Origin of the sequence: Paenibacillus sp. 203 (assembly GCF_037027525.1) — a bacterium.
GTDB classification, from domain to species: domain Bacteria; phylum Bacillota; class Bacilli; order Paenibacillales; family Paenibacillaceae; genus Paenibacillus; species Paenibacillus polymyxa_B.
The window spans coordinates 348,019-374,749 of record NZ_JAXCHD010000002.1 but is presented as its reverse complement, the minus strand read 5'-3'; the positions used below and the strand labels follow the sequence as shown (position 1 = coordinate 374,749).

The window sequence follows — 26,731 nt, the reverse complement described above, 5'->3', positions numbered from 1 at the left end:
AAGGCGCCAGTAGAGACGTGTATCATGATGAAGCGGTTTGAAGCCGCTTTTTGCGCACATATAGGGCGTACAAGATGCCCCCAAGCAGACACAGGATGCAGGCGAAGCCTGCCAGCAACCACGCCGATGAGACTGCTCCACCACGATCCATGCTATTTCCGAGCCATAAAGGCAGCAGAGCTCCTCCAACTCCACCTGCACCTATAAGCAGGCTGGTGGTGGATTCTTCGGTGCCTGGCATCATTTTGCTGGCAAAAACAAGTGCGATGGAGAAGATCCCGGACATGCCCAGCCCCAGCAGTACAATAAGGATAAAGGCGCCGGCAGTGCCTTTGATCAGCGGGAACACGCATAGCAGCAAGGTCGCTGCCAGCGAGCTCAGGGCGACAAAGACACCGTAGCCGTATCGATCGGCGATGTAGCCTGTGAATAACCGGCCGGTAGCCATTGCTAACCAGAAGCAGGTGACACTAAGTGCTGCTTCGGCTTGTGTGAGACCCAAACGTTCGATGAACATGGAGGGCAGGAAATTAGCCAGGCTCATCTCTGTTCCTACATAGATAAAGAAAAAGACGATAAATAGTGCAAGTAGCTTCCAATTGCCTATAGGGCTACCTTTAGAAGCCTCCACCGTGGGGGATTTGGGTGAGTTGGTGGAACGCGCATGGTTGTCACCTCGGTGTTCCTGTTGGTCTAATACAGCGTCCAGCGTGCCGAATGACCCACGCAGCCAAGCTATGACGGTCACGGCTGCAAACATGGAAATGATGGGAAAGGCCAATCGCCACCAACCGAGAGCAATGAGCTGGCTGGCGATAGCGGGCATAGCCAAAGCGCCGATCCCAAAAAAGACTTCCAGACGGCTCATCGCCGCGCCCGTTCCTTGAGTAATACCGCTGATAATAATAGTGCCAATAAGTGTTTCTACCATGCCGAAGCCAAACCCGGCTGCTGCCCCGACGGCATATAGCCAACCCCAAGGCAGCAGCAATGAGTACAGCACTTCAGCCGCGCACAGCAGGAGCAGGGCGAATACTAGACTTCGGCGTTTGCCGAAACGCCGGGCAAGCCACGGCGACAGCAGGACTCCAGCCAGAAAACCGGAAAATTGAGCGAAGATTAGGCTTCCGCCGTCCGTATAGTTTCTACCGTAATGCTCTAACAACACAGGCATTAGGGAGCCTACAACCACGTGTGCCAGGCCGATTAAAAAATAAGACAAGCTGCCGATCCATAGCAGTCGTTTCATGATGAACTCCTTTGATACCTAGATTTGAATCATGCAACAAACTGAACTGCATGATTCAAATCTGAGTGATTATGATAGCTCCAGTACTTGAAAGCCGTAGCCTTCAATAGAAATATCTCCTTCCAGATATTTACCGCTGATCAGCTCATTCCCTTTCTGATCATCCAGATGATATTGCTGCGTCTGGGCGTTATGATTCAGAACGAATAGATACGATTTTCCATCTTTGATCCGTACAGTGGCTTCTACACCCGCAGGAGCGCGCAGCAGGGATGGAATCCCTTTTTGCTCACAAATGTAGCCCAGCAGGCCATCAAGGAAAGTCTCTTCAGGATCTGAAGCAACGTACCATGCCTCACCTTGACCGAAACGATTGCGTGTCAGCACTGGCATGCCCTGATAGAAATCATCGCCGTATTCGGCTAGCACTTCAGCGCCTTCGCTATGCAACAAGTCGCAGAGCAGACCGCATTTATATTCACCTTGTAATACGCCCACCTTTTCTTTCAATACAATGCGATTGTGTGATTCCGGCAGAAGCGCGTCTATTTCTTCCACCCAGATCCCAAGCAAGTTACGCAGTTTACCAGGATATCCTCCGGTTGTGACCAGATCATTTTCATTTACAATGCCACTGAAAAAGGTCGTTACGAAGGTGCCACCATGCTCTGTGAATTGTTCCAGCTTCTCGGCGGTACCCGGCTTGACCATGTAGAGTACAGGCGCGATAATGAGATCATATTTCTGGAAATCTGCATCAACAGAAACCAGGTCTACCTGTACATTCCGCCGGAAGAGGGGAGCATAATACTTATGCACCTGATCCACATATTTCAAGGCGACAGAAGGGCCGCTTGATTTTTCCAAAGCCCACCAATTATCCCAATCGAATAAAATGGCTACTTTGGCATTAACGGTCGCGTCAAGTAGCGTGTTGCCTAATGCGCCAAGCTCACTGCCAAGCTGTGCCACCTCGCGAAATACACGTGTGTTCTCATGCCCGGCATGTTCAATGACGGCCCCGTGGAATTTCTCACAGGCGCCGATCGAGCGGCGAAGCTGGAAGAACATGACCGTGTCCGCGCCATGCGCGACTGCCTGATAACTCCATAACCGCATAACGCCAGGCCGTTTAAGCGAATTATACGCCTGCCAGTTCTGCTGGCTCGGTGTTTGCTCCATCAGCATAAAGGGTTTCCCATCCTTCAAGCCGCGCATCAGATCGTGCGCCATCGCCGTATAGCTTATCGGAGTATTGGCCCCGGGATAGCTGTCCCAAGATACAATATCCATGTGCTTAGCCCATTTAAAATAGTCCAGTTGTTTAAAAAAGCCCATCAGATTGGTCGTTATCACGGCATCGGGAACATGTTTTTTAATCGCGTTATACTCCAGCAGATAACAATCAAGCATACTGTCTGAATTAAAGCGTGCATAATCGAGGGATATGCCCTGAAAGGTCGAGTGATTTTCTCCCCAATGCTCGCTCAGATTATTTGGTGGTACAATTTCATCCCAATCATAGAAGGTGTGACCCCAGAAGGAAGTATTCCACACCCGGTTTAGTTCTTCCAGTGATCCGTATTTTTGCTTGAGCCACACCCGAAATGCGGCCGCACAGTTATCACAATAGCAATCCCCTCCGTACTCATTGGACACGTGCCACACGAGGATCGCAGGATGGTTTTTGTATCGTTCTGCAAGTCGGTCAGCCATCTGCTCCGCATATTTTCGGTAAGTTGGGCTATTCGGACAAGAGTTGTGGCGTCCGCCGAATTTCCGCTTACGCCCGTCAGCATCGACCCGCAGAATGTCGGGATAACGCGTAGCCATCCAGGCTGGATGCGCTGCCGTGCTAGTAGCTAAACAAACGAAGATATCGCTTTCATAAAGACTGTCAATCAATTGATCCAGCCATTCAAAATAATATGTGATTTCGTCGGATTGAATTTTGGCCCATGAGAATACGTTGACCGTGGCGATATCAATCCCTGCCTGCCTGAACATCCGCAAATCTTCCTGATGCGTGGCCTCATCCCATTGCTCAGGATTATAATCTCCACCGTAAAATACTTTAGGAAGTTTACTGCTTATCATGCCAATCACCTCTGTATATAAGAATAATCCTATCTTATAATACAAATAACTGCTTTTAAATATAATAAAATGAACGTATATATAACAATATGGATCTACATGTGAAATACATACCCGCATACGCCGGAGGTGCTTTTTATGATTTTAACTCCCCATCATTTAAGATTTTTCCTGACTACGCGCGAGCATTCTTTACCCCTTTTTATTGAAAGTATCGGATTTAACAGCAGGCAGGAAGATGTGTCCCGTCCAGAGGGTTATCCGTGCTTTCACTGGATTCAGACGGTGTCTGGTGAAGGGATGTTTTCATTTAAAGGGGGGAGTTTCCGTCTGGGAGAGCAGTCCGGGGTTCTGCTGCTGCCCGGGGAATCCCATGCATACAGACGGGCGACCAAGGTATGGCGAACGTTATACATTACATTTGACGGCCCCATCGCCGCTGCTGTATTGACTGCACTGGGATTGAAGCATACGCGTGGGTATCATTGGGACCCGGATAGCGAGCTACACAGCTTTGGGGAAACTATGCTCCATTCCATGGTTAGTGAACGTGATTTGTCTGGATTAGATGCTTCGGCCAATATGTATCGTTTTCTGACTCTATTGCGTAAACATGGACAACATAGCTCGATGCCTTCCCTATCCCATAATGTTGAACGTTTAACCCCTGTACTAGCCTTTATGGAGCAAAATTATGCCAGTCCAGATGTGGGCCTAGGTGATATGGCAGTTATGATGAATGTCAGCTCCCGTCATTTAAATACATTATTTAAGCAAGCGTTTGGTGTGACTTCTTATGCTTATCTGATTGTAATTCGGCTGCGGAAGGCCAAGGAAATGATGACGGAATATCCGCAATTAACAGTAAAGGAGATTTCGGAGCGAGTAGGATTCCGAGATGCCAGTCATTTTGTGGCAACTTTTCGCCGAGCTGAGGGAATTACGCCTGAAAGGTTCAAATTACTGTATACATAAGGGTATTTTATCGAAATACTCTTTCTTACTCGGGAATGCTCATTTTAGGGAGCATTCCTTATTGTTTTTTTCAGGATGAGGGAGTATAAAATAATAGTTCATTTGTTTCATCAATCTGATGTTCAGGTGACATAATAAAAATAAACATAAGATCCATAGTTCTTTTGCAAAACCCTCATCCAAAGAAGGAGTCAACGAAATGCTGAGTAAAGTCAAAAGATTATTAATCGGTCGTCCGCGAAAGTCGACGGCCCTTGAAGATGAGAAACTGAATAAGCTCAAGGCACTGGCCATTCTGTCCTCAGATGCCTTGTCCTCTGTAGCTTACGGAACGGAGCAAATTCTGCTGGTTTTAATTACAGCCGGCTTCGCTGCCCTATGGTATTCCATTCCTATATCCATTGCGGTATTGGGATTGCTGATCATTCTGATCCTGTCCTATAGACAGACCATATTTTCCTATCCTGGTGGCGGGGGAGCATACATTGTTGCACAGGACAATTTGGGGAAAAGTCCGAGTCTGATTGCAGGCGGATCTCTGCTGGTCGATTATATTCTGACGGTAGCAGTTAGCTCATCAGCAGGTACAGATGCCATTACATCGGCGTTCCCATCGTTACATGATCATCGGATCGCCATTGCTCTGATTATGATTATCTTTTTGACTATTATGAACTTGCGCGGGGTGACAGAATCTGCCTCGGTGCTGGCTGTACCGATTTACTTATTTGTTGTTGCCATTTTTGTTTTGATTATAAGCGGTATCATTCATTACGTGGCAGGGGGAGCTCATGCTGCAGCACCGCAATTTGGAGCTACGGTATCCAACGTCAGTCTGTTCCTGTTACTGAAGGCGTTCAGCTCGGGTTGCTCGGCGTTAACTGGGGTAGAAGCTGTCTCGAATGCCATTCCGAACTTCCGCAAGCCTGCTGCCAAAAATGCAGCAACTACACTAATGATGATGGGTTTGATTCTCGGGTGTATGTTTATCGGAATTAGTTTGCTGGCTTATTGGTACGGTGTTCGTCCTAATCCGCATGAAACGGTCATCTCGCAAATTGCGAACGCCACTTTCGGGCGCGGTGTGATGTATTACATCATTCAAGGCGTAACGGCGCTCATCTTGTTTTTGGCGGCGAATACAGCCTATTCGGCCTTTCCGTTGCTTGCTTTTATGCTGGCGAAGGACAAATACATGCCGCACATGTTCATGGTCCGTGGAGATCGGCTCGGATACTCTAATGGTATCCTGTTTCTGAGTATCTTCTCGGCATTGCTGGTCATCGTATTTGGCGGTAACACAGAAAATCTGATTCCGCTTTATGCGGTAGGGGTATTTATTCCGTTTACCCTTTCACAGCTTGGTATGATGATTCGCTGGATCAAGCTCAAACCGCCAGGCTGGATCGTTAAACTTGCTATTAATACGGTTGGGATGCTGACCACGCTGTCGATTACGCTTATCTTTATCTTCACCAAGTTTAGCCAGGTGTGGGTAATCTTTATCTTCCTGCCTTTGGTTCTGTATTTCTTTATGAAGATCAATAGGCATTACAAAAATACGGCTGAACAACTGCGCATTGATATTACCAAGGATAAACCTATGGTGAAAGGCAATACGATTATTATTCCGGTGGCAGGTATTACGCGAGTCGTTATGAATACGATCAGCTATGCCAAAACCTTGTCGGACAATGTGGTTGCCGTATATGTGGGTGTAGATGATGAAGCGATTCGCAAAATGGAACAGAAATGGGAAGAGTGGGATGTCGGTATACGTTTGGTGGTACTGAAATCCCGTTATCGCAGCATTATTAATCCGCTTCGCAAGTTCATCGATACAGTAGAGTGGAAAAAAGCAGACGAGGACCATATCACTGTTCTCATTCCACAATTCATCACCAAGCACTGGTGGGAAAATATTCTACACAATCAGACCAGCTTACTGATGAGAGCTTATTTGATTAATTATAAAGACGTGATCGTAACGACCGTTCCTTTTCATTTAAACAAATAAAGTCACTGCCAATTGTAGGGTACAGCTGAATATAGCATGACCAAAATGAACATCTTTTGGCCGCATTTCTTTGCGGTCGGAGGGTGTTTTTTTGCATAACGGAGATATTTACTTTGGTGATACATTTTGTGTATTATAGATACGAAATGTATCATTTGAGACTGTTATGGAGGGATACGATGCCCGAAGCCACGGGGAAAATGGGAGATGACAAGCTGCAATTTGTAGATACGCTGAGAGCGCTGGCTATTATTGGAGTTTTACTTGTGCATGTCAGCCAGCATGTAGACGGATTAAACGGATGGTTGCAAAAAGGCTTGAGTATAGGAGCTAAAGGAGTCGCTTTATTTTATATGGCCAGCGCTTTTACACTATTTCTGTCCTTGAGCAAACGTTCGGGTGACAAGAGGGAAAGAATTTCAGCTTACCTGTTGCGTCGTTTTTTTCGGATTGCTCCTTTGTATTACGTGATGTTAGGAATCTATTTGGTTGTGAACGGGACAGGTCCAAGATTTTGGCTTGGAGATCAGGAGGGAGTCACTGCCGCCAATATCGCTGCTCATGTCCTGTTTTTGAATGGTCTGAATCCGTACTGGATCAACAGCATTATTGGTGTAGAATGGTCCATTGCGGTGGAATGTATGTTTTATATCTGTTTATCCCCCTATTATTTAAGCTGATCCGATCAGTCCGCCATGCGACCTGGTTTGTTGTGATGGCGCTTGTGGTAAGCTTTGGGCTAAATACGGTATTTGCTCAATATCCATGGATTAGTAATCACTCTTTATGGGGTCACTATCTGTATTTATGGTTTCCGAATCAATTGCCTGTCTTTGGGCTAGGTATATTGTTGTTTTTCATTTGGAAAGACGAGCGGCATTGGAAAAGTATAGACCGAGTCAGTGGAGGTATGTTACTTGTTTCTGTGCTATTTGCATTTTTTGGAGGCATGACCGATTATCTCATAGGTTTCGGGTTGCTACTGGGAGCGTATGCTTTGTATCACTGGCAGCCAATATGGCTGCTTAATCGGTTATGGTCATGGATCGGCCGCCTTAGCTACAGCATGTATTTGACGCATATGCTGGCTCTGGAACTAATCGTACAGGTTAAAATACCTTTTGCTCCCCTAGTCAGCCTCACACTTATGTTTATCATGACGTTGCTAGTCACCATCGGACTATCTTGGTTTACCTACTCGTGGATTGAACAGCCCGGCATCCGTTGGGGGAAAAAGCTTATATCACGTATGAAGCCTGTGCGCAAGCAGGGAGATTCGGTCAAAGAAAGTGTTGCCTAAGCTACAACTTGAAGCAGCATCCGATAACATTTGGTTGAAGTGCTTGAATAAATCTATGAAATAATTGAAAAGACCTCTTGAAAAGTAGCTCTTAGCCCTTTATATTCGATGTACATCCAAGTTTTTGAATACACCGATGAGGTTGGTTGGAATTGTAAAGGAGATGCACGCATGCTTTTGAAGCCAATCGGCTTTTTGCTTTTCTCCACGCTTGAGGGAGTAGCTGTTTTTGCGCTGATTTTGAGTATTTTTAAAGTTAAAATGACCCCTTATCTTTGGCAGGCCATTTTTGTTAACCTGATTATGAATATGCAAAGTTATATGCTCCGAGAGGAGTTTTCCCTTTCGTATTTGGTGCCTGTCGTAAATATGCTACTTTTTATTTTTTTACTCGCTACGGTCGTGAAGATTCCGATTGTGTGGTCCGGTATTATGACGGTTACAGGTTATTTTGCATATGCCGTTGTTCAGTCGGTATTCTTAAAAGTTATGTTCGGCAACCTTCCGGTTTCTGAGCTGCAGGATGGGTCCTTGAAGGGCTATCTGCTACAAGTGGTAAGCGCGGCAGTAGGTCTGCTTATTTCATTGATGTTGTATCGAAAAGGGATCGGCTTTTCCCCTAATTTCAAGAAGCTTAAGTTCAAAGAGGAATATGGCATTGTCATCACACTGATTATCCTGTCCCTCATTTCAACTTCTATTGTGCTCTACTATAACGAGGTATGGTTAAGTATGATATTTTTTGCACTGGTTTCGGGATTTTTCATCTATTATGCAATCGGAAAGGAATACCGGGATGATTGAAGCGATGGCTTTCAAACTTGCTAACCAGATTAAACGTACTGTGCCTGATCATCCAGCCTCTGTCGCAGTACTTAAATACGCACTTGCTCTCATTCTGAATGCGTCCATGATCATCGTGTTAACACTATTCGCCTCAATCTTCACGGGACGGATGGTAGAAGCTGTATCGATTCTTGTCGCTTTCGCCCTACTGCGCCAAATATCAGGAGGCATTCATTTGAAAACGGGCATGGCATGTGTGTTGGTGACCTCAGCAGCTTTTACTTACATATCCTGCATTGCCTTAAATAGTTGGTGGACAAACCTGTTTACCGGAATAGCTCTCATTCTCGTTTTATGTTTTGCCCCGTCCAGAATTGAAAAGCAGTCGCGCATTCCAGTACGTTTTTATCCCCTCTTGCGACTGTTATCCTCCTTGCTTGTATGTACTAATTTTGTAATCGGTTCCTCTGTAGTGGCTGTTGCTTTTTTGGTCCAAAGTCTAACATTGATCCGAGGAAGGAGGTGAGTGGAATGATGAGGAAAATGGTATATGGATTAGCCACATCGTTGTCTATGTTTGCAACATTTGCTGTATCAGTGGCGAGTTATGTGTATGTTTATCAAGGGGATACACCCGAGGAACTTCTGAAATAAACAAAATGCCGAAATAGAAAAATGATACATAGAGCTGCTATTAAGCAGCTTCAGAGTGTCGAGAAAGTCTAGAGGACTTTTCGACACTTCTATTTTTATATGGGGAGACGCATCTTTTAAAACAAAAATCGATTTAAAACGATCTGAGGACCCTAGTTTTTAGACCACTAAGACAGTTTTAAACCCCCTGCAAAAAAACAGGGGGTTTCTCGACAGCCTGGAGCTGCTATTAAGCAGCTTCTTTTTATGTAAAAAAAATCAGGCGCTCCATTAAAGAGCGCCCGAATGGGAGAGGAGAAACCGGACGAAGAGCTTATGGGGAAACGTAAGTCTTCTCCGCGGTTGTCTACGACATTGGTTGAATGCCGATATCCTAAGGATGCCCAGGGAATGGTTTTTTATACCTGCCTCATCCTAAGTTTTTCAAACGACGGTGCATGTGGTACGATAGCGTCATAATCTTATATGGTTATGAACACATATAGAAAATAGGTGAGTTTCAGCGTGAGAGTGGTATCGGGTAGTGCCAAAGGAAGGCCGTTAAAGGCAGTTCCCGGCACAGGGACGCGGCCGACCACGGATAAGGTCAAGGAAGCGCTATTTAGCATGATAGGTCCTTATTTTGATGGGGGAGTCGCACTTGATCTGTTTGCTGGTAGTGGTGGCCTGGGTATAGAGGCGCTTAGCCGGGGAATGGACAAGGCTGTTTTTATTGATATGGAATCCAAAAGCATTGATGTCATTAAAGAAAATTTACGAAAAACTGGGCTGGAAGGACAGGCTGAAGTGTTCCGCAATGATGCCGGACGAGCACTCAAGGTGCTGGCAAAACGTGGAGCTCTTTTTGATGCTGTTTTTCTCGATCCACCCTATCGTCTCAAACACGGAGATGAATTAATGAGCCGTATGGCTGAGTTGAACTTGCTTCGTTCAGATGCAATCATTGTGCTGGAGTATGAATCGGGACATGAATATCCGGAAAGCTTCGGACCGTTCGAACAGGTCAGAAAAGCAGTCTATGGTGAAACGGCGTTATCTATTTATCATTTTGCAGCCGATGCTTTGTCGGATGTCGTAGAACATACGGAAGCCGGAGTGGTCAAATTCGGCATCAGCGAATCAGACGGGGAGGACCATCATGATTGAGCACAAACCACGTATTGCCGTATATCCGGGAACCTTTGATCCCGTGACGATGGGGCACCAGGATATTATTCAAAGAGCAGCCAGACAGTTTGATCTATTGATTGTCGCGGTTCTTAACAATATTAGTAAAAACCCGCTGTTTTCACTTGAGGAACGAATGGAGCTGCTGCGAACGGTAACTCGCGATATCCCGAACGTTGAAGTGGACAGCTTCCGTGATCTGACAGCTAATTATGTACGTCAAAAAGGGGCCCAGGTTATTGTCAGAGGAATCCGGTCGGTGACTGATTTTGAATATGAGCTGCAATTAGCCTCTACAAATCATAAGCTGAACCCGGATGCGGAAACGATCTTTATGATGACCAATCCGGCTTATTCATATCTGAGTTCCAGTATGGTGAAGGAAATTGCGCATTTTGATGGCAAGGTTGTAGATCTGGTGGCACCCGAGGTGGAAGACGCGCTGCGTGCGAAGGTCAACGCGAATCGCGGCGGCTCCACCATGAAGTCATAAAGGAAAAGGCCAGCAGGGTAACTATAATTGTACCCAGTAGCGCAATGGACAGTACGGTTAGTTGCCAGGGGTACATAGATGTTCCTTCTATTTGTGTTAGTAAGCCGCTGGCTCCGGTCATGGCAGGATGCGTGGCGGATTCATTTACGCTTTCCACAAAAGAAGACACAGAACTGCGACTGACATAAGCGGGAGTTGTATTGCTGACGAAGCGGTTAAGCGGGACCCATGTCGCTAAGGTAAGTCCAAAAGCAATGATCCCATGGAGCACTCGTGACAAGGTGAAGGTGATGCCCTTGTCGGAAGGTCTGGTGACGGCGGTAATCTGAAGCCAGCCGCACAGGCCGCCCCAGCCCAACACAGCACTGATCAGGGCTGCTTGTGTACGGAGATCGTAGGGCAGACGGCTGATTTCATAGGAACCCAAATGGATTTCCATCCAGGCAGGCCATATGAAAGAAAGCGATCCTTGGCCTGTGTATATGGACAGCAGTCGAATCAGTACGGAAAAGAAAATAATGAATCCACCTGTCACCATCAGCGTCTGTACAGCATGGGATACGGTTTCGCCCAACAGTTTTCCGAAACTGCGGCCGTCCCGTTCTCTGGCAGAGCGGGTAGCTTCCCATGCGGATCGGATCAGGGAGGGAGAAGTACGGGAAACTGAGGTGCGCCGTAGGGCAGCTGGCGTTTCCCGTTTTTGCAATTCTTTGGACGATACAGGTAGTCTTGCGGTGATCCAGCCTGCCAGCAGCCCGGAAATCCAGTGGACTGCAAGTAACATCACGCCTGCGGTAGCATTGTGCAGTAGCCCTGTCCCGATGACGAGCAGGATGGTAATCGGATTGCAGAAATGAGCGATAGAGGTTAGACGTCGAAGCTGAAACGCAGTCATATCCTCCTGTTGTGCCCATTGGCGCACCGCTTCCGCTGCAGCTGGGAATCCCGCGGTCAGGCCGAGGGCCAACACCCAGCCGCTTCGCCCGGGTAGACGAAACCAGGATCGCATAAACGGCTCCAGCAGGATACCTAGTCCATGTACTAGACCAAAGGCGATGAGCATTTCGGACAGCATCAAAAAAGGCAGCATGGCTGGGAAAATAATACTCCACCATAGCTTAAGGCCTTGAGTAGAGGCTTGAAATACTTCTTCTGGTGAGGCGACAACAGCCAGTACAAGCAAAATGGCTCCGAGGCCAAGTAGTATGGTTGTCCAATAAGGAGCGGAATGGGCTTCCTTTTGCATCAAAGAATTCACCTCTCATAAATATACTAAGGAGAGTGGGATGCTGTCTCCAGTGTTTATTCACGTTCGTTGTCTTGGGATAGGTTGTTCGTATACGTTGTCGTAAACAATGTATGCTTTTTCGGAAGGCTTGAGAACAGGTGGCGCAGAGGCACTTGGATAAGATAGGAGAAGTTAGGCTGCAAGAGGGGGAGAAGCAATGAAACGATTAAACCGGAAAAGAGTTTTTTTTTCAACCGGTTATGTCTTAATGCTGGCTGCAATGGTCTATGTGCTGGTCTATATGCCAACCCCTTATCTGATCTATGGACCAGGTGGGGCTAACGAGATCAAACCGATGGTTAAAGTCCGGGAGGGTGACAGCATCGAACGGGGGACCTTTATGATGACGACGGTATCGGCGCGTTATGCCAATGTTATTATGTTGGGCCTGTCCAAGCTGGACCGCAATTCGGAGATCCAGCGCAAAGAGGATCGTCTGCATGGAAGAAGTGAAGACGAATATGCGGCAGAGCAGGTATGGTATATGGGGGATTCCCAATCTTCCGCGATGGAGGCTGCCTACACCCGTGCCCATGTTCCCTATCGCATTGTGCCGGATTATGTGTATGTATTTAAGGTCCCGGGATCGAACAGCGTGTTTGAGCCTGGAGATGAAATATTGGAGCTGAACGGCGTGCGGGTGACCGATAATCGTTCCATTCGGAAGGCTTTAGAGGATGAAAAATCGGGAAAAATGGCTAAAGTGAAGCTAAAGCGCGATGGAAAGTTGCTGACCGTGCAAGCTCCCTTAACGACCATCACGGACAGTGAGACGGGTAAGCAACGTTCTGGATTTGGCGTCAGTATTGCCACGGTACAGAAGGTAGAGCCGAAGGACGAACGTAAAACGATTCATTTTACATCTACGGATGTTGGCGGTCCTTCGGCAGGTTTGATGTTTACCATGGAAATCTATAACCAACTGACACCAGGTGATCTGAGTAAGGGATATCGTGTAGCCGGTACGGGTACTATTGATAAGGACGGTCAGGTTGGAGCGATTGGTGGTGCAAAGTATAAAATAGTTGCTGCTGACCGTCAGGGTGCGGAATTGTTTTTCGTCCCTGCGGATAATTATAAAGAGGCCAAGGCCAAAGCTGAGCAAATGGGAAGCCGGATGAAGCTTGTTTCGGTTCGCAGGCTTGACGATGCGCTGAATTATATGGAAAAGCTGCCCATCAAACCATAATGGGCGGTCGCAAGTAATCAGCATACATGCCGCGGATGGCGGGACGTGGCATCCCGGCTGCGTGTATGGCGGCTGCGGCTGTATCCCAGTCCAGGTGGGGATGTGATCCGGCAGAAAGCTTGACCCATACCGGAAGGGTGGCTGTCTGCTTCATACGTGCCAGCAGCTCGCGTCCAGCCCTGTTAAAGCCGAGCACGCGGATATAGCCCGGACCTTTCGCCAGCTCAGCCGGAGTCATATCGGCTTTGGCATGATTCAGCAAAATATGTGCACACATCCGCTGAAGCTTCGTACGAGTATACCGCCTTGTCTTGATCGCGGTGAGCAGGGCCTCCACAGAAGGCTGGGGCAGCGTGTACAGTGATTGCCGCAGACGATGCTCCAGCCCTTCTGTGACCTCGTGCAGCTCCGCCAGCTGCTGCGGGCTACGTGTGATTAGGGCGTTCAGCAACGGCTGGCTGAACGTTTCCCAGTGCAGCGGCGCGCGTTCAGCTTGCCACTCGCGCCGCAAAATCTCCAGTGTCGCCGCAGGTATGTACGGCGACGCGGCCTCCGGCCCGCCGTCCAGCAGCAGACGGCGGATGGCCGTGGCGCTGGCGATGATTCCGTCCGCAGGGGCCACGGCTTCGTGGTAGCCCGATCCCGTGCGGGTTACCGTGAAGGGCTTGATTGTGCTGCCCAGCCGTTCCAGCGCAATCAAATAATGCAGCCCCAACGTATTGTTGGGCTGCTGCATGAGGGCAGCGAGCGCAGCGCCGTCCGCTCCTTCGGCCGCGAGCGCGGCTGCGGCTCCCGCGTAGGCAGCGGGATAGCTCGTGCCGCTGCTTAGGCGCTGCGCGATGCCGGCCTTGAGCTCGGCCGGCTCTGCCGCCAGCACGCGAGCCAGCGCGCGCAGCGGGGCGATGTCTCCGCTCTCGCTGCCGAAGCAGAGCGCGTCGACGATGCCCGTCGCATGGAGCAGGGCGACCGCTCCGCGGGCAAACCATTCTGCGGGCTGGACGGCATAGGCCACAGGCAGCTCCAGAACTAGGTCCACACCCATGGCGAGTGCCATTTCGGTGCGGGACCATTTGTCTGTAATCGCGGGTTCACCCCGCTGAAGGAAAGGACCACTCATCACAGCCACTGTGCGTTGTGCACCAGTGATGCGAAGAGATTCCTCCCAGTGATGGATATGTCCGTTATGCAGGGGATTGTACTCTACAATCATACCGAGTGTTTTCAAGACTGTAGTCGGCTCCTTTCTTAAAGTAGCTTATTGGGTAACTCTTTTGATAATAATGGTTAAGTACCCGTCAATGATTGTTTTCAGGGCAGCTATACTGATTTTTCATCGTCGGCATGAACAAGACCATTGAGACCTGGACGAAAAAGCTTTATACTCGCATTATTGTACACGAAGAGTGGCGGGGGTACGAATACTCATCAGTACATGTTTAGCACAATGCATTTTTGCTTCTGCATAAAACTTGTCGAACCATTGGAAAACCGGTGGATTTGTGAGTGGTGTAAAGTGAAAGGTGTTGACAAACGACTCGATCAGTCGGTATAATAATTTTTGTTTGTTTGGAGTGATAGTGATGCAACTATTTTTTCGCAAAGTAGCAACAAGTGACGGTCCTTTTCCTATCCGTGAATCTCTTAATGTGAGTGAATTGGTGGATGATCGTGCTGATGTTACGGCCGTTTCCCCGCTGGAGACCGACTTGGTCGCCGTTAGTCTGGGTCAAGGTTTGATGAGCGTGGAAGGCACGTTGACCGCAGGTCTGGACATGCTGTGCTCACGCTGTTTAAGCCCGATGCACGAGGATTTAAAGATTGAATTCCGTGAACGGTTCAAGCAAGCCTCTTCGAGTGTTGAAGAGGAGGATGAAGATGGCGATTTTATCGCAGTGACGGAGGACTCCTTCGACATTGCACCGTATTGTGAAGAACTGTTTGTACTGCATGTGCCGTTTGCGCCTTTGTGCAGTGAGGATTGTCAGGGAATCGCACCAAAGACCGGACAAAACTGGAGTATTGGCTCCGATGACAGTAGCGATGGCAATACGGAAAAGATTGATCCGCGTCTGGCAGGGCTTAAGGATTTTTTTAAATGAGAATTGAGTTCAATTCTGAAAAATCATCATCCGCTTGTGCCGGAGAGTTACTGAACCGATGCGTGGATGTTGCAGGCTTGATTCACCGGCTGTAAGATAATTGCTTCTAGCATTTACTTTCAGTCTTGAATGAGATAAGAAGTCATACCCGTTATGCGGGGTTGATCTGGTTAAGGAGGTGGGAAGAATGGCAGTACCTCAACGGAGAACATCCAAAACTCGTCGCGACAAACGTCGTACTCACTTTAAACTGGCAGTACCAGGTATGGTGAAATGCTCCGAATGCGGCGAATTGAAACTTGCTCACCATGTGTGCAAAGTTTGCGGAACGTACAAAGCTAGAGAGATCATCTCTCAATAATGTCCGATAAGCGGATTCTTTGGAATCTTCGCAGAAAGAGTAGCGCTTCACTTCAGTGAGGCGCTACTTTTTTTGTCTGCATGCTTCCTTTTTACGTCAGCATGCTATATACTGTTTTAGTACCAGGTTCTAAGAAAGAAGGGCCGAAGGGGTTCCTTTATACATACAAGAAGACAAATCGGCTTGAAGTCCGCCGTTAGAAAGTGAAGTAAAGTAACCCAAACTGTCGTCTGAACGACAGTTTATTGTAGAGAAAGGAGGCCTCATTGACATCGAACGTTTGCCGAAGAGACAGAGACAGCAGCGGCTGACTCAATTAATTGATGATAATCCGTTCGTAACGGATCAGGAATTGACAAGACAGCTGAAGGTAAGTATTCAGACTATTCGGCTGGACCGGATGGAGCTGGGAATCCCGGAATTGCGGGAACGGCTAAAGCTGATGGCTGAGCGCTCCTACGACCAGGTTCGTTCCTTGCCTTTGCATGAAGTGATCGGGGATATCGTTGATCTACAGTTGGATCGAAGCGGTATTTCGATTTTTGAAATTAAAGAGGAACATATTTTTTCGCGTACTGGCATTGCGCGGGGGCATTATGTATTTGCCCAGGCCAATTCATTGGCCGTTGCTGTGATTAATGATGAGATAGCATTGACCGCGTCAGCGGATATACGCTTTGTCCGCCCGGTTCATTTAGGTGAGAAGTGCATTGCCAAGGCATATGTACGTTCCAATCCAGAACAAAAAGGGAAGGCTAAAGTGGAAGTCTTTGCCTACGTAGGAGAAGAAATGGTGTTCCAAGGCAACTTTGTCATTTATCGCTCCACGGAGGAAGAGTATAGCGAAGGAGGAAGTCAGCATGCGGATCGCCATTGATGCCATGGGGGGAGATAATGCTCCTGAGGCGACAGTAGAGGGCGCGCTATCTGCGGCGGCGGAATGGAAGGATACGGACATTACGCTGGTTGGTGACCGGGAACGAATTGAATCGGTTCTGAACGGTAGGGCGTTGCCGACGAACCTCAGCATTCGCCATGCATCCGAAACGATAGATGCACAGGACGAGCCTGTAAAGGCAGTGCGCCGTAAAAAGGATGCTTCGATGGTCGTGGCTGGTCGAATGGTCAGAGAAGGCGAAGCGGATGCCATGATATCCGCAGGTAATACAGGCGCGCTAATGACCACAGGGTTGCTGGTGGTTGGAAGAATGGAAGGCATTGAACGTCCGGCTCTCGCGCCGATGATACCAACGATTGATGATCAGGGTATTCTGGCGCTTGACTTAGGAGCCAATATGGATGCCAAGCCTGAGCATCTTGCCCAGTATGCACTGATGGGGAGCTTGTATCGTCAGAAAGTTCACGGTGTGACTTCTCCAAGGGTGGGTCTGCTGAATGTGGGGACTGAAGCTGGGAAGGGCAATGAACTGACGAAGTTGGCATTTCCACTTATTGAGCAGTTACCTGTCAATTTTGTGGGTAATGTTGAATCGAGAGATGTGTTAACCGGAAATTGCGATGTACTGGTGTGTGATGGATTTGCTGGAAATATCATGCTAAAATCACTGGAGGGTACAGCCGGAGCCATATTTTCTCTCTTAAAAGAGCAATTCACCAAATCCTTGAAGACCAAGCTTGCAGCAGCCTTGATTATGCCTGAGCTTCGCAGTCTGAAAGGTAAATTGGATTACAAAGAGCATGGCGGGGCTCCTTTGCTGGGTTTGAGTGGACTCGTCCTGAAAAGTCACGGTTCGTCTGACGGCGTTGCCGTCAAAAACGCGGTAAGGCAGGCTCGTACGGCCTTGCAAAACCGGTTGGTAGAAAGTATATCCAAGGAAATCAGCAGGAAGTGAGTGACGATATGAATAAATTACGGCCGGTTGGTGTTATCGGAACAGGGAAATACGTACCTGAGAAAATTCTGACCAATAAAGATTTGGAAGCAATCGTAGAAACGAGTGATGAATGGATTGTCAGTCGTACAGGGATTCAGGAGCGCCATATTGCGGCTCCAGAACAGGCTACATCTGATTTAGCTTATGAAGCAGCAATTAAGGCGTTGGAGTCCGCGGGTATGACGGCACAGGATCTGGATTTAATTATTGTAGCTACGGTTACACCGGATATGGCGTTTCCGTCAACTGCCTGCATTCTTCAGGACAAATTGGGAGCCAAAGGCGCAGCAGCTTTCGATTTGTCTGCGGCATGCTCGGGTTTTGTATACGGACTGGCTACGGCAACGAGCTTCATTAAGACAGGTATTTATAATAATGCATTAATCATTGGGGCAGACTGTCTTTCTCGGATTACAGATTATACCGACCGCAATACCTGTGTTCTATTCGGAGATGGTGCAGGAGCTGTAGTGATTGGCGAAGTGCCTGAAGGTAGAGGATTCCAATCCTTTGATCTCGGGGCTGAAGGTGCCGGAGGCAGCTTACTCAAGTTGGAAGCCGGAGGCTCGCGTTTGCCTGCGAGTGCAGACACACTGGAAAATAAACAGCACTATATTTACATGAACGGACGCGAAGTGTTCAAGTTCGCGGTTCGTGTTATGGGAACGGCAACGGTTGATGTGTTGGAAAAAGCAGGGCTGTCCAAAGATGATATTGATCTGTTCGTTCCGCATCAAGCCAATATTCGCATCATCCAATCGGCGATGCAACGTCTGGATTTACCAGAGGAAAAGGTAGTTGTTAATGTTCATAAATATGCGAATACATCTGCAGCATCAATCCCTCTCGCTCTTGTGGAAGCAGCTGAGGAAGGCCGCATGAAGGAAGGCGACCGTGTATTAATGGTGGGCTTTGGCGGTGGCTTGACCTGGGGAGCGTCGGTTCTTGTCTGGTAATTAGTTGGAATTTTCGATATAATATTGAATTTGTGTAGTGTTTTACAGGACAAGCATTGGATACAGAGAGGTGCATACACGATGGGCAAAACGGCATTTATATTTCCCGGTCAGGGTTCACAAGCTGTAGGTATGGCTAAAGATGCTTATGAAGCAGTTCCAGCTGCAACAGAAGTATTTCGCCAAGCGGACGAACGGTTAGGGTTCGCACTAAGCGCACTGATTTTTGAAGGGCCGGACACAGCTTTGAAGCAAACATCCAATACGCAGCCTGCACTGTTAACGGCGAGCATTGCGTTGTATGAAGCGTTCAAGGAAAAAATGGGCGTTCATCCCGATTATGTGGCTGGACACAGTCTAGGAGAATACAGCGCGCTAGTCGCTTCCGGTGTCCTCGCATTTGAGGATGCGGTTGAGATCGTTCGTACACGTGGCGAGTTCATGGAGCAGGCCATTCCTGATGGGCAAGGCGGGATGGCTGCTGTGTTGGGAGCTGATCGTGAAGCATTGGCAGCATTGTGCCGTGATATTACGGAGTCTGGTCAACTGGTCGAACTAGCCAACATCAATTGTCCCGGACAAATTGTTGTATCTGGTACGAAGGAGGGCGTAGCTGCTGTCGCTGAACGTGTGAAGGAAGCAGGAGGCAAGCGCGCTATTACTCTGGAGGTTAGCGGTCCTTTCCACTCGTCATTGATGAAGGAAGCAGCGACCAAGCTCTCCGGCAAGTTGGGGGCTGTAAATTTCTCCAAAGCTCAGATTCCAGTTGTTGCCAATGTAACAGCTAAACCTGTACGTGAGGGGAGCGAAATCCGCCAACTGTTGGTGGATCAGGTCTATTCTCCGGTACTGTGGGAAGACAGTGTAACATGGCTACTAGAACAAGGTGTTGACACCTTTGTTGAGTTTGGACCGGGAAGTGTTTTGACTGGACTGGTTAAAAAAATCGACAAAACGGTTAAGCTGTATAATATAAGTAGCCTGGAGTCGTTTGCTTCTGTAACGGAAGCCTTGGAGGCCCGTTAAAAGTATAATCATTGCCTTAACGGGTTATATACTTGCAAGGGGGGACTATGATGTCTAAGCCATTGAGTGGAAAAACGGCGCTCGTTACGGGAGCGTCGCGCGGAATTGGCCGTAGTATCGCGCTGGCGCTGGCTGAAGCAGGCGCTAATGTGGCAGTAAACTATGCTGGTAGTGAAGCGGCTGCGACTGAGGTAGCAGAGCAGATTCGTGCCAAAGGTGTAGAGGCTATTACAGTTCAGGCTAATGTCGGTCGCGCTGACGAAGCAGATCAGTTGATCAAGGATGTGATTGGCGCTTGGGGCAAGATTGACATCCTGGTGAATAATGCCGGCATAACAAGAGATAATTTAATCATGCGCATGAAGGAAGAGGAATTCGATCAGGTGATCGAAACGAATCTGAAGGGTGTGTTTAATTGTCTTAAGGCGGCAACACGTCCAATGATGAAGCAGCGTTCTGGCCGAATTATCAATATCTCCTCCGTGGTCGGTGTACTTGGCAACGCAGGACAAGCCAACTACGTTGCTGCTAAAGCAGGGGTAATTGGTCTTACCAAATCCTCTGCTCGGGAGCTTGCGTCGAGAGGTATTACAGTGAACTGTGTGGCTCCTGGATTCATCGATACTGAGATGACACAGGTACTGGCTGATGATTTGCGTGACAATATGCTTAGCGGTATACCGCTGGCCCGTCTTGGACGGCCTGAGGAAATTGCTGACGTGGTGCTGTTCTTGGCCTCGGATGCTTCCTCATATATGACGGGCCAGACTTTGCATGTGGATGGCGGCATGTATATGTAGTAGCATGTTGCCAATCCGCATGCCCCGATGAAGAGTTGTCAATGAAAACTCTCTTCTATGGCATTTTAATTGTAATTTTCGTATAATACCTAAGAGGAGGTGAGCCGGATGTCCGATGTATTGGAGCGCGTAAAACGCATTGTCGTTGACCGTTTGGGAGCCGACGAAGCCGAAGTTACACTTGAAGCATCTTTTAAAGATGATTTAGGCGCTGATTCTCTCGATGTAGTTGAATTGGTAATGGAATTGGAAGATGAGTTTGATATGGAAATCTCTGATGAAGATGCAGAGAAAATTACAACTGTAGGTGAAGTTGTGAAGTACATACAATCTCATACCTAATTCATGTCATCAAAAGTCCCGTTCTGTTACAGGCGGGACTTTCTCCTAATTATACAGATTGAACTAAAGACGGAATTGCCGCGTGTTTTTGAGTTTGGCTCAGCTTCACTTAGTCAAAGGCTGAGAAGTATGCGGCATTACTAACTTTAGTTGATTCTATATTATTTTTACGCACAAGAGTGTGCGGTCTTAAAATACAATATGCAGTAGACATAGAGGTGATTATCTTTGAAACAACGTGTTGTCATAACAGGAATGGGTGTAATCACTTCGCTGGGACAGGATTTGAACACACTATGGGATAATCTGATGGCTGGAAAATCCGGCGTCAGTGAAATCGAAGCTTTCGATACAAGTGAGTACACTACAAAAATAGCCGCTTCCATTAAAGATTTTAATCCAGAGGATTATATTGAACGTAAGGATGCGCGTAAAATGGACCGCTTTGTGCAGTTTGCGGTTGCTGCTAGTAAGTTGGCGCTTGAGGACAGCGGACTTGTAATCGGAGAAAATGCGGACGCTGAGCGTGTTGGTGTATCTGTCGGTTCCGGTATTGGCGGATTGGGAACTTGGGAAGATCAGCACAACGCACTGATTGAAAAAGGACCTAAACGCGTAAGCCCTTTCTTCATTCCGATGATGATTGCTAATATGGGTTCCGGTCAAGTATCGATTTCACTCGGTGCTAAAGGCCCTAATACATCACCAGTTACGGCATGTGCCACGGGCAGTCATGCTATTGGCGATTCCTTCCGCATGATTCAGCGCGGTGACGCAGACGCCATGATTTGCGGAGGAGCTGAGGCCACTATTCGTCCGATTGGTATGGCTGGATTTTGTTCCATGCGAGCGATGTCCACGCGTAATGACGAGCCTCAAAAGGCAAGTCGTCCTTTTGATACCGAAAGAGACGGGTTTGTTATGGGCGAAGGCTCTGGTGTTCTTATTCTGGAATCGTTGGATCATGCTTTGAAGCGTGGTGCGCGTATTTACGGTGAAGTGATTGGCTACGGTCTTTCTGGCGATGCCCATCATATGACGGAGCCTGATCCAGAGGGAGCGGCACGCTGCATTAGAATGGCGATCCGTGATGCTGGATTGAATCCTGAAGAGATTGATTATATCAATGCACATGGTACATCTACACCAGTCGGTGATAAATCCGAAACGGAAGCAGTTAAGAAAACGCTTGGAGAGCATGCCTATAAGGTAGCGATCAGCTCAACCAAGTCGATGACAGGGCATTTATTGGGTGCAGCGGGCGGCGTTGAAGCCGTGATCTGTGGTCTCGCTCTTCAGCATCAGACGATTCCGCCAACGATTAATTTGGATAATCAAGACCCGGCATGCGATCTTGATTATGTACCTAATAAGCCGAGAAAAGCGGAACTGAATGTGGTTATGTCCAATTCCTTTGGTTTTGGCGGTCACAATGCTACGGTTATTCTAAAAAAATATGAAGCATAAGGGGTCAGTTCGTTGAGTGGAGACTTGAAGCAATTACAGCAGAAACTTCATATTCAATTCAACAATCGGCAGCTTCTGAAGCAGGCCTTTACGCACGCTTCCTACGTAAACGAACATCGGTTCAGTCAGCATGCAGACAATGAGCGTCTTGAATTTTTAGGTGACGCTGTTCTGGAACTGACGGTGTCCGAGCAATTGTACAATCAGTACCCTAACCGACCCGAAGGCGAACTCACCAAGTTGCGTGCAGCTATTGTCTGTGAGCCTTCGCTGGTGAAATTTGCTGTCGGGCTGGAGTTCGGGCAATATGTACTGCTTGGAAAAGGTGAAGAGTTGACAGGTGGGCGTACTCGTCCGGCTCTGTTGGCTGATGTATTCGAAGCGTTCGTAGGTGCGCTTTATTTGGATCAGGGTCTGGAGGCCGTCCGGTCGTTTCTGGAACGTTATATTTTTCCTCAAATTGTATTAAACGGAAAGCTTCAGATGAGTGATTTCAAAACAGAGCTTCAGGAACTGACGCAGCATCATAACATGGGGATGCTTGAATACAAGATTGTAGAGGAGCGCGGACCAGCCCATGAGCGCGAGTTTGTAGCCGAGGTATATATGGACAGCGAACGGCTAGGGGCAGGTACGGGACGCTCCAAAAAAGAAGCTGAGCAGCAAGCGGCGGCAGTAGCTTTAAACCGTTTGAAGCTGGCAGAATCGTAAACGGTACCTGAGCAGCCCGGACGGGTTACGCAAGCAGGGGCACAAAGTAAGAGCAAAGGGCAGTCCGCGGGGAGTCCCGGCCCGTAATGGCGAATGGACTGCGTTTTGCTCTTTTTTCGTGGCTTTGCTGGTGTAATGTGAGTGTCGGTACTGTGCTTTATACAAGCTAGTTTATGCTACAATAGGGATAATTCATATCAATCAGGTATACGGTGTTGTACAAGCATATTTGAAATGTTAGAGGTGAGATTGAGCATGTTTTTAAAGCGCATTGAGCTGGCGGGCTTCAAATCGTTTGCAGATAAAACGGAAATGGAATTTGTCCGCGGCATTACGGCAGTCGTCGGACCCAACGGAAGCGGAAAAAGTAATATTTCCGACGGAATTCGTTGGGTGCTGGGCGAACAGAGTGCCAAATCACTGCGTGGCGGCAAAATGGAGGACATTATTTTTGCGGGTAGTGATGCTCGTAAGGCTGTTAATTACGGTGAAGTATCGCTTACGTTGGATAATGAAGATCAGGCGTTGCCTCTGGATTTTGGTGAGGTCACGGTAACGCGACGTGTACATCGAAGTGGGGATAGTGAATATTTCATTAATCGGCAATCATGCAGACTCCGAGATATTACAGAGCTGTTTATGGATACAGGCATTGGTAAAGAAGCTTATTCAATTATTGGGCAGGGACGCATTGAAGAAATTCTGAGTACCCGATCTGAGGATCGTCGAGGTATTTTTGAGGAAGCTTCGGGTATCGTAAAATATAAATCGCGTAAAAAAGATGCGGTTCGCAAGCTGGATGAAACGGAGCAAAATTTGCTGCGTATTCACGATTTGGTTAGTGAACTGGAGGATCAGATTGGACCGCTTAAGGAGCAGTCTGAAAAAGCGATTCATTTTAAAGAGCTGCGCGGTGAATTGAAATCAAAAGAAATTTCAATGTACGTCCATCAAATTGAACAAATTCATACTTCGTGGAGCGATGCGACTTCCAAACTAGCTCTGTTGCAGCAGGAGCAGCTTCAGTTGTCTACGGTGGTGTCCCGCCATGATGCGATGCTGGAAAGCGACCGCAACGAATTGCGCCAGCTGGAAGAGCAGGTAGAGCAGTTGCAAAGGGATTTGCTGCAATACAGTGAAGCGACGGAGAAAAGTGAAGGCTACGGCGAATTGCTCAAAGAGCGCACACGCAATCTGGAGGCTAATCGGGAACAATTGATCTTATCACTTAGCACAAGCGAATCACGGCATTCCGAGCGCAGGAGTGAACTGGATCAGCTGAACGAAAAACTGTCTGCACTGAATGTAGAGCTTGACGAGTTGCGTGCGCGGCTGTCTGACGAAGAGGCCAAACTGATTGGTGTTACAGGCGGAATCAGCCAGGAGCAGGAAGAAAGCCTAAAGGGTGGTCTGCTGGAGCTGATGAATCAGATGGCGCAGGCGCGTAACGAAATTCGTTATACAGACCAGCAGAAGGAAGCATTAGAACGGCGTGTGACTCGCGTAAGTGACGAATCCGGCAAATGGGAAGCCCAGAAAGTACAACTTGAACAGCGCAAAAAGGGATTGGAAGCTGCGGTTCAGAAGCTGGGGCAGGAAATCAGTAGTTTGCGTAGTGGCTATATTCAGGGAAGTGAAAAGTACCAGGCCCTGCAAAAACTACTGGAAGAAAACCAGGGTACGGTTCGTAAATGGGAACAAAAACGTGAGGCTCAAATTTCACGGCGAGATACAATGAAGGAAATGCAGGATGACTTTGACGGCTTCATGCTTGGAGTTAAAGAGGTATTGAAGGCTGCACGAAAAGAAACTTTGCACGGCGTGCATGGAGCGGTAGCGGAACTGATTCGGGTGCCCGAGCATTTAGAGCAGGCGATGGAAACCGCTTTGGGTGCTTCAGTTCAGCATATCGTGATGGAAAATGAATCCGTATCCAGACAGGCGATCAGTTTTCTAAAGCAACGTCAACTGGGCAGAGCGACATTTTTGCCTATGGATGTTATTCGTCCGCGTCAAATCGGTGCAGGAGAACGCCAAATTGCAGAAGGAGCCGAAGGCTTTGTCGGAATCGGTGCAGATCTTGTTCAGTATGATGATCGATATGCCGGAATTGTAGGCAGTCTCTTGGGGAATGTGGTCATTGCCCGTACGTTGGAAGATGCAAACCGTATTGCGGCCCGTTGCCAATATAGATACCGCGTTGTCACTTTGGAAGGCGATGTTGTCAATGCAGGGGGTTCCATGACTGGGGGAAGCCAGTTCAAGAAAAATGCTAATCTGCTTGGACGCAAACGCCAGCTGGATCAGTTGGATCAAGACATTGTAGATACGGAGCAGCAAATTGCAAGGTTGCGCCAGAGTGCAATAGATACCAAACGCCAGTTGGAGGAGACACAGACCCGTCTGGACGAGTTGCGCCAGGGCGGCGATGTGAAGCGCGGTGAAGAGCAGCAGATGGCAATGGAACTCAAGCAACTGGAGCATGAACTTCGTCATGTTCTGGAGCAGGTCGCTGCGTCTGGTCAGGAGAAAAAGGGCTTTGATCAGGAAATCAAAGAGCTGGAAACTTCCCGTGAAGAAGCGTTGGTAAAGTTGGCTACGTTGGAGGAAGAAGAAAAGAAAACGCATCAGGCCATTCATGCTGCTGAATTTGCCCGTAAAGCCAACGAGTCTGCCAAAGAGCAGCTGCAGGGAGAGCTCACGAATCTCAAGGTAAGAGAAGGAAAGCTGGACCAAGAGCGCTTTTCTTTGGAAGAGCAGCTGCGCAGATTGCGTGGGGATTATGATACTCTTGGTAAGGATTCGAGACAAAACAAAACCTTGCTTGCTTCCATCGAAGCAGATTTGCTGACCAATGAGCAGGAGACCGTGAAACAGATTGAAAATCTCAATCAATACCGTTTGAAAAAGGAAGAAGCCGCACAGCAATTGGAATTCAAACGGGCTGCACGCAGCAGCTTGTCTAAAAAGCTTGAAGTGGCTGAGAACGACACGAAAGAACAGCGAATTCAGCTCAAGTCAGTGGAGGAGTTGCTTCGTCAAACGGAAATTGGAGTAAATCGGCTTGATGTGGAACTGGAAAACGTTCTGAAAAAATTAAGTGATGATTATGAACTCAGCTATGAGTTAGCCAAGCAGCGTTACCCTATACCCGAAGATATTGAAGGTACGCAGAGCGAGGTAGAGAGGCTCAAACGGGGTATTTCCGCGTTGGGTGAGGTGAATCTGGGCGCCATTGAAGAATACCAGCGTGTGCATGAGCGTTATACGTTTCTTGATGAGCAAAAGTCTGATTTGGTGGAGGCCAAGACAACACTTTATCAGGTTATTCGTGAAATGGATGAAGAAATGTCCAAGCGCTTTAAGGCTACGTTCGATGCTATTCGGCGCGAATTTGGAACGGTATTCTCCAAGCTGTTCGGAGGCGGACGTGCTGATCTCGTGCTGCTTGACCCGGAACGCTTATTGGAGACGGGAATTGACATCGTAGCTCAGCCACCGGGCAAAAAACTGCAAAACTTGCAGCTGCTGTCGGGCGGTGAGCGCGCGTTAACAGCGATGGCGTTACTATTTGCCATTTTACACGTTAAACCTGTTCCATTCTGTGTACTCGATGAAGTAGAGGCTGCATTGGACGAAGCAAACGTGGTGCGTTTTGCCCAGTATTTACGGGAATTCTCGGAGCAGACACAGTTCATTGTAGTCACACACCGTAAGGGCACAATGGAAGAATCTGATGTGCTTTACGGGGTTACGATGGAGGAAGGCGGGGTTTCCAAACTCGTATCTGTCAAGCTAGACAACGATGAAGCTGAGATTGCCTGACATTAAATAACATACTTTCAGACCAACGGAGGGA

General features: G+C 48.0%; 23 protein-coding genes and 1 pseudogene. 20 read left to right on the top strand and 4 right to left on the bottom strand.

The window, feature by feature from the left end; genetic code table 11:
- Positions 1–22 precede the first annotated feature (22 nt).
- Both WA407_RS04910 and WA407_RS04905 read right to left on the bottom strand, forming a co-directional pair.
- Positions 23–1,249 carry an MFS transporter gene (locus WA407_RS04910; protein WP_235308105.1) on the bottom strand — a complete coding sequence of 409 codons (1,227 nt, stop codon included), beginning with the start codon at positions 1,247–1,249 and terminating at the stop codon, positions 23–25.
- A gap of 69 nt (positions 1,250–1,318) precedes the next feature.
- Positions 1,319–3,346 carry a beta-galactosidase gene (locus WA407_RS04905; RefSeq protein ID WP_235308106.1) on the bottom strand — a complete coding sequence of 676 codons (2,028 nt, stop codon included), beginning with the start codon at positions 3,344–3,346 and terminating at the stop codon, positions 1,319–1,321.
- Positions 3,347–3,484: 138 nt separating this feature from the next.
- Between WA407_RS04905 and WA407_RS04900 the strand changes: the two genes are divergently transcribed.
- The 8 genes and pseudogenes from WA407_RS04900 to coaD all read left to right on the top strand — a co-directional run bounded on the left by WA407_RS04900 (position 3,485) and on the right by coaD (position 10,738).
- A complete protein-coding gene (locus tag WA407_RS04900; protein ID WP_254327912.1) occupies positions 3,485–4,321 on the top strand; it encodes a helix-turn-helix domain-containing protein in 837 nt (278 codons plus the stop codon).
- 199 nt (positions 4,322–4,520) lie between these two features.
- The gene (locus WA407_RS04895; protein WP_061831344.1) at positions 4,521–6,338 is read left to right on the top strand and encodes an APC family permease; all 1,818 of its coding nucleotides are present in this window, start codon (positions 4,521–4,523) and stop codon (positions 6,336–6,338) included.
- A gap of 179 nt (positions 6,339–6,517) precedes the next feature.
- A pseudogene (locus WA407_RS04890) lies at positions 6,518–7,638 on the top strand (acyltransferase family protein).
- 171 nt (positions 7,639–7,809) lie between these two features.
- Entirely contained in the window at positions 7,810–8,442 is a 633-nt protein-coding gene (locus WA407_RS04885; RefSeq protein WP_061831346.1) for a hypothetical protein, read from the top strand.
- The gene (locus tag WA407_RS04880) at positions 8,435–8,950 is read left to right on the top strand and encodes an accessory gene regulator ArgB-like protein (RefSeq protein WP_336076992.1); all 516 of its coding nucleotides are present in this window, start codon (positions 8,435–8,437) and stop codon (positions 8,948–8,950) included. Before WA407_RS04885 ends, WA407_RS04880 begins: the two co-directional genes overlap by 8 nt.
- A 5-nt stretch (positions 8,951–8,955) precedes the next feature.
- Positions 8,956–9,078, top strand: coding sequence for a cyclic lactone autoinducer peptide (locus tag WA407_RS04875; protein WP_023988155.1), 123 nt, complete (start codon positions 8,956–8,958; stop codon positions 9,076–9,078).
- A 504-nt stretch (positions 9,079–9,582) separates the two neighbouring features.
- Positions 9,583–10,224, top strand: a complete 642-nt coding sequence (gene rsmD, locus WA407_RS04870) for a 16S rRNA (guanine(966)-N(2))-methyltransferase RsmD (RefSeq protein WP_061831348.1) — start codon at positions 9,583–9,585, stop codon at positions 10,222–10,224.
- Complete coding sequence (gene coaD / locus WA407_RS04865; RefSeq protein WP_013309846.1) at positions 10,217–10,738, top strand: pantetheine-phosphate adenylyltransferase; 522 nt, start codon at positions 10,217–10,219, stop codon at positions 10,736–10,738. The genes rsmD and coaD overlap by 8 nt, the downstream gene beginning before the upstream one ends.
- Here the strand turns inward: coaD and WA407_RS04860 are convergent.
- Positions 10,701–11,984 (bottom strand): nucleoside recognition protein, encoded by a 1,284-nt coding sequence (locus tag WA407_RS04860; RefSeq protein ID WP_336076889.1) that lies wholly within the window; start codon positions 11,982–11,984, stop codon positions 10,701–10,703. The two genes, coaD and WA407_RS04860, sit on opposite strands and share 38 nt — an antisense overlap.
- 199 nt (positions 11,985–12,183) lie before the next feature.
- Between WA407_RS04860 and WA407_RS04855 the strand changes: the two genes are divergently transcribed.
- The gene (locus WA407_RS04855) at positions 12,184–13,215 is read left to right on the top strand and encodes a YlbL family protein (RefSeq protein WP_336076888.1); all 1,032 of its coding nucleotides are present in this window, start codon (positions 12,184–12,186) and stop codon (positions 13,213–13,215) included.
- On the opposite strand, the gene WA407_RS04850 is transcribed toward WA407_RS04855, so the two are convergent.
- Positions 13,205–14,440, bottom strand: coding sequence for a nucleotidyltransferase (locus WA407_RS04850; RefSeq protein WP_235308113.1), 1,236 nt, complete (start codon positions 14,438–14,440; stop codon positions 13,205–13,207). The two genes, WA407_RS04855 and WA407_RS04850, sit on opposite strands and share 11 nt — an antisense overlap.
- 355 nt (positions 14,441–14,795) lie before the next feature.
- Between WA407_RS04850 and WA407_RS04845 the strand changes: the two genes are divergently transcribed.
- From WA407_RS04845 to smc, 11 genes are all read left to right on the top strand, one after another.
- The gene (locus WA407_RS04845; protein ID WP_235308114.1) at positions 14,796–15,314 is read left to right on the top strand and encodes a YceD family protein; all 519 of its coding nucleotides are present in this window, start codon (positions 14,796–14,798) and stop codon (positions 15,312–15,314) included.
- Between the two features lie 187 nt (positions 15,315–15,501).
- On the top strand, positions 15,502–15,675 hold the full coding sequence (gene rpmF, locus WA407_RS04840) for a 50S ribosomal protein L32 (protein ID WP_007429979.1): 174 nt from the start codon (positions 15,502–15,504) through the stop codon (positions 15,673–15,675).
- A 280-nt stretch (positions 15,676–15,955) separates the two neighbouring features.
- Entirely contained in the window at positions 15,956–16,552 is a 597-nt protein-coding gene (gene fapR, locus WA407_RS04835) for a transcription factor FapR (protein WP_007429980.1), read from the top strand.
- The gene (gene plsX, locus WA407_RS04830; RefSeq protein WP_061832012.1) at positions 16,536–17,528 is read left to right on the top strand and encodes a phosphate acyltransferase PlsX; all 993 of its coding nucleotides are present in this window, start codon (positions 16,536–16,538) and stop codon (positions 17,526–17,528) included. The genes fapR and plsX overlap by 17 nt, the downstream gene beginning before the upstream one ends.
- 8 nt (positions 17,529–17,536) lie before the next feature.
- The gene (locus tag WA407_RS04825) at positions 17,537–18,526 is read left to right on the top strand and encodes a beta-ketoacyl-ACP synthase III (RefSeq protein WP_069291709.1); all 990 of its coding nucleotides are present in this window, start codon (positions 17,537–17,539) and stop codon (positions 18,524–18,526) included.
- A gap of 81 nt (positions 18,527–18,607) precedes the next feature.
- Positions 18,608–19,552, top strand: a complete 945-nt coding sequence (fabD, locus tag WA407_RS04820; protein WP_254327917.1) for an ACP S-malonyltransferase — start codon at positions 18,608–18,610, stop codon at positions 19,550–19,552.
- 50 nt (positions 19,553–19,602) lie between these two features.
- The gene (fabG, locus tag WA407_RS04815) at positions 19,603–20,352 is read left to right on the top strand and encodes a 3-oxoacyl-[acyl-carrier-protein] reductase (RefSeq protein ID WP_025721716.1); all 750 of its coding nucleotides are present in this window, start codon (positions 19,603–19,605) and stop codon (positions 20,350–20,352) included.
- Between the two features lie 108 nt (positions 20,353–20,460).
- Positions 20,461–20,694, top strand: coding sequence for an acyl carrier protein (locus WA407_RS04810; RefSeq protein ID WP_007429985.1), 234 nt, complete (start codon positions 20,461–20,463; stop codon positions 20,692–20,694).
- A gap of 228 nt (positions 20,695–20,922) precedes the next feature.
- Positions 20,923–22,161, top strand: coding sequence for a beta-ketoacyl-ACP synthase II (fabF, locus tag WA407_RS04805; protein WP_061832008.1), 1,239 nt, complete (start codon positions 20,923–20,925; stop codon positions 22,159–22,161).
- 12 nt (positions 22,162–22,173) lie between these two features.
- Positions 22,174–22,872 carry a ribonuclease III gene (gene rnc / locus WA407_RS04800; RefSeq protein ID WP_013309856.1) on the top strand — a complete coding sequence of 233 codons (699 nt, stop codon included), beginning with the start codon at positions 22,174–22,176 and terminating at the stop codon, positions 22,870–22,872.
- Positions 22,873–23,127: 255 nt separating this feature from the next.
- Positions 23,128–26,697, top strand: a complete 3,570-nt coding sequence (gene smc, locus WA407_RS04795; protein WP_336076885.1) for a chromosome segregation protein SMC — start codon at positions 23,128–23,130, stop codon at positions 26,695–26,697.
- Positions 26,698–26,731 lie beyond the last annotated feature (34 nt).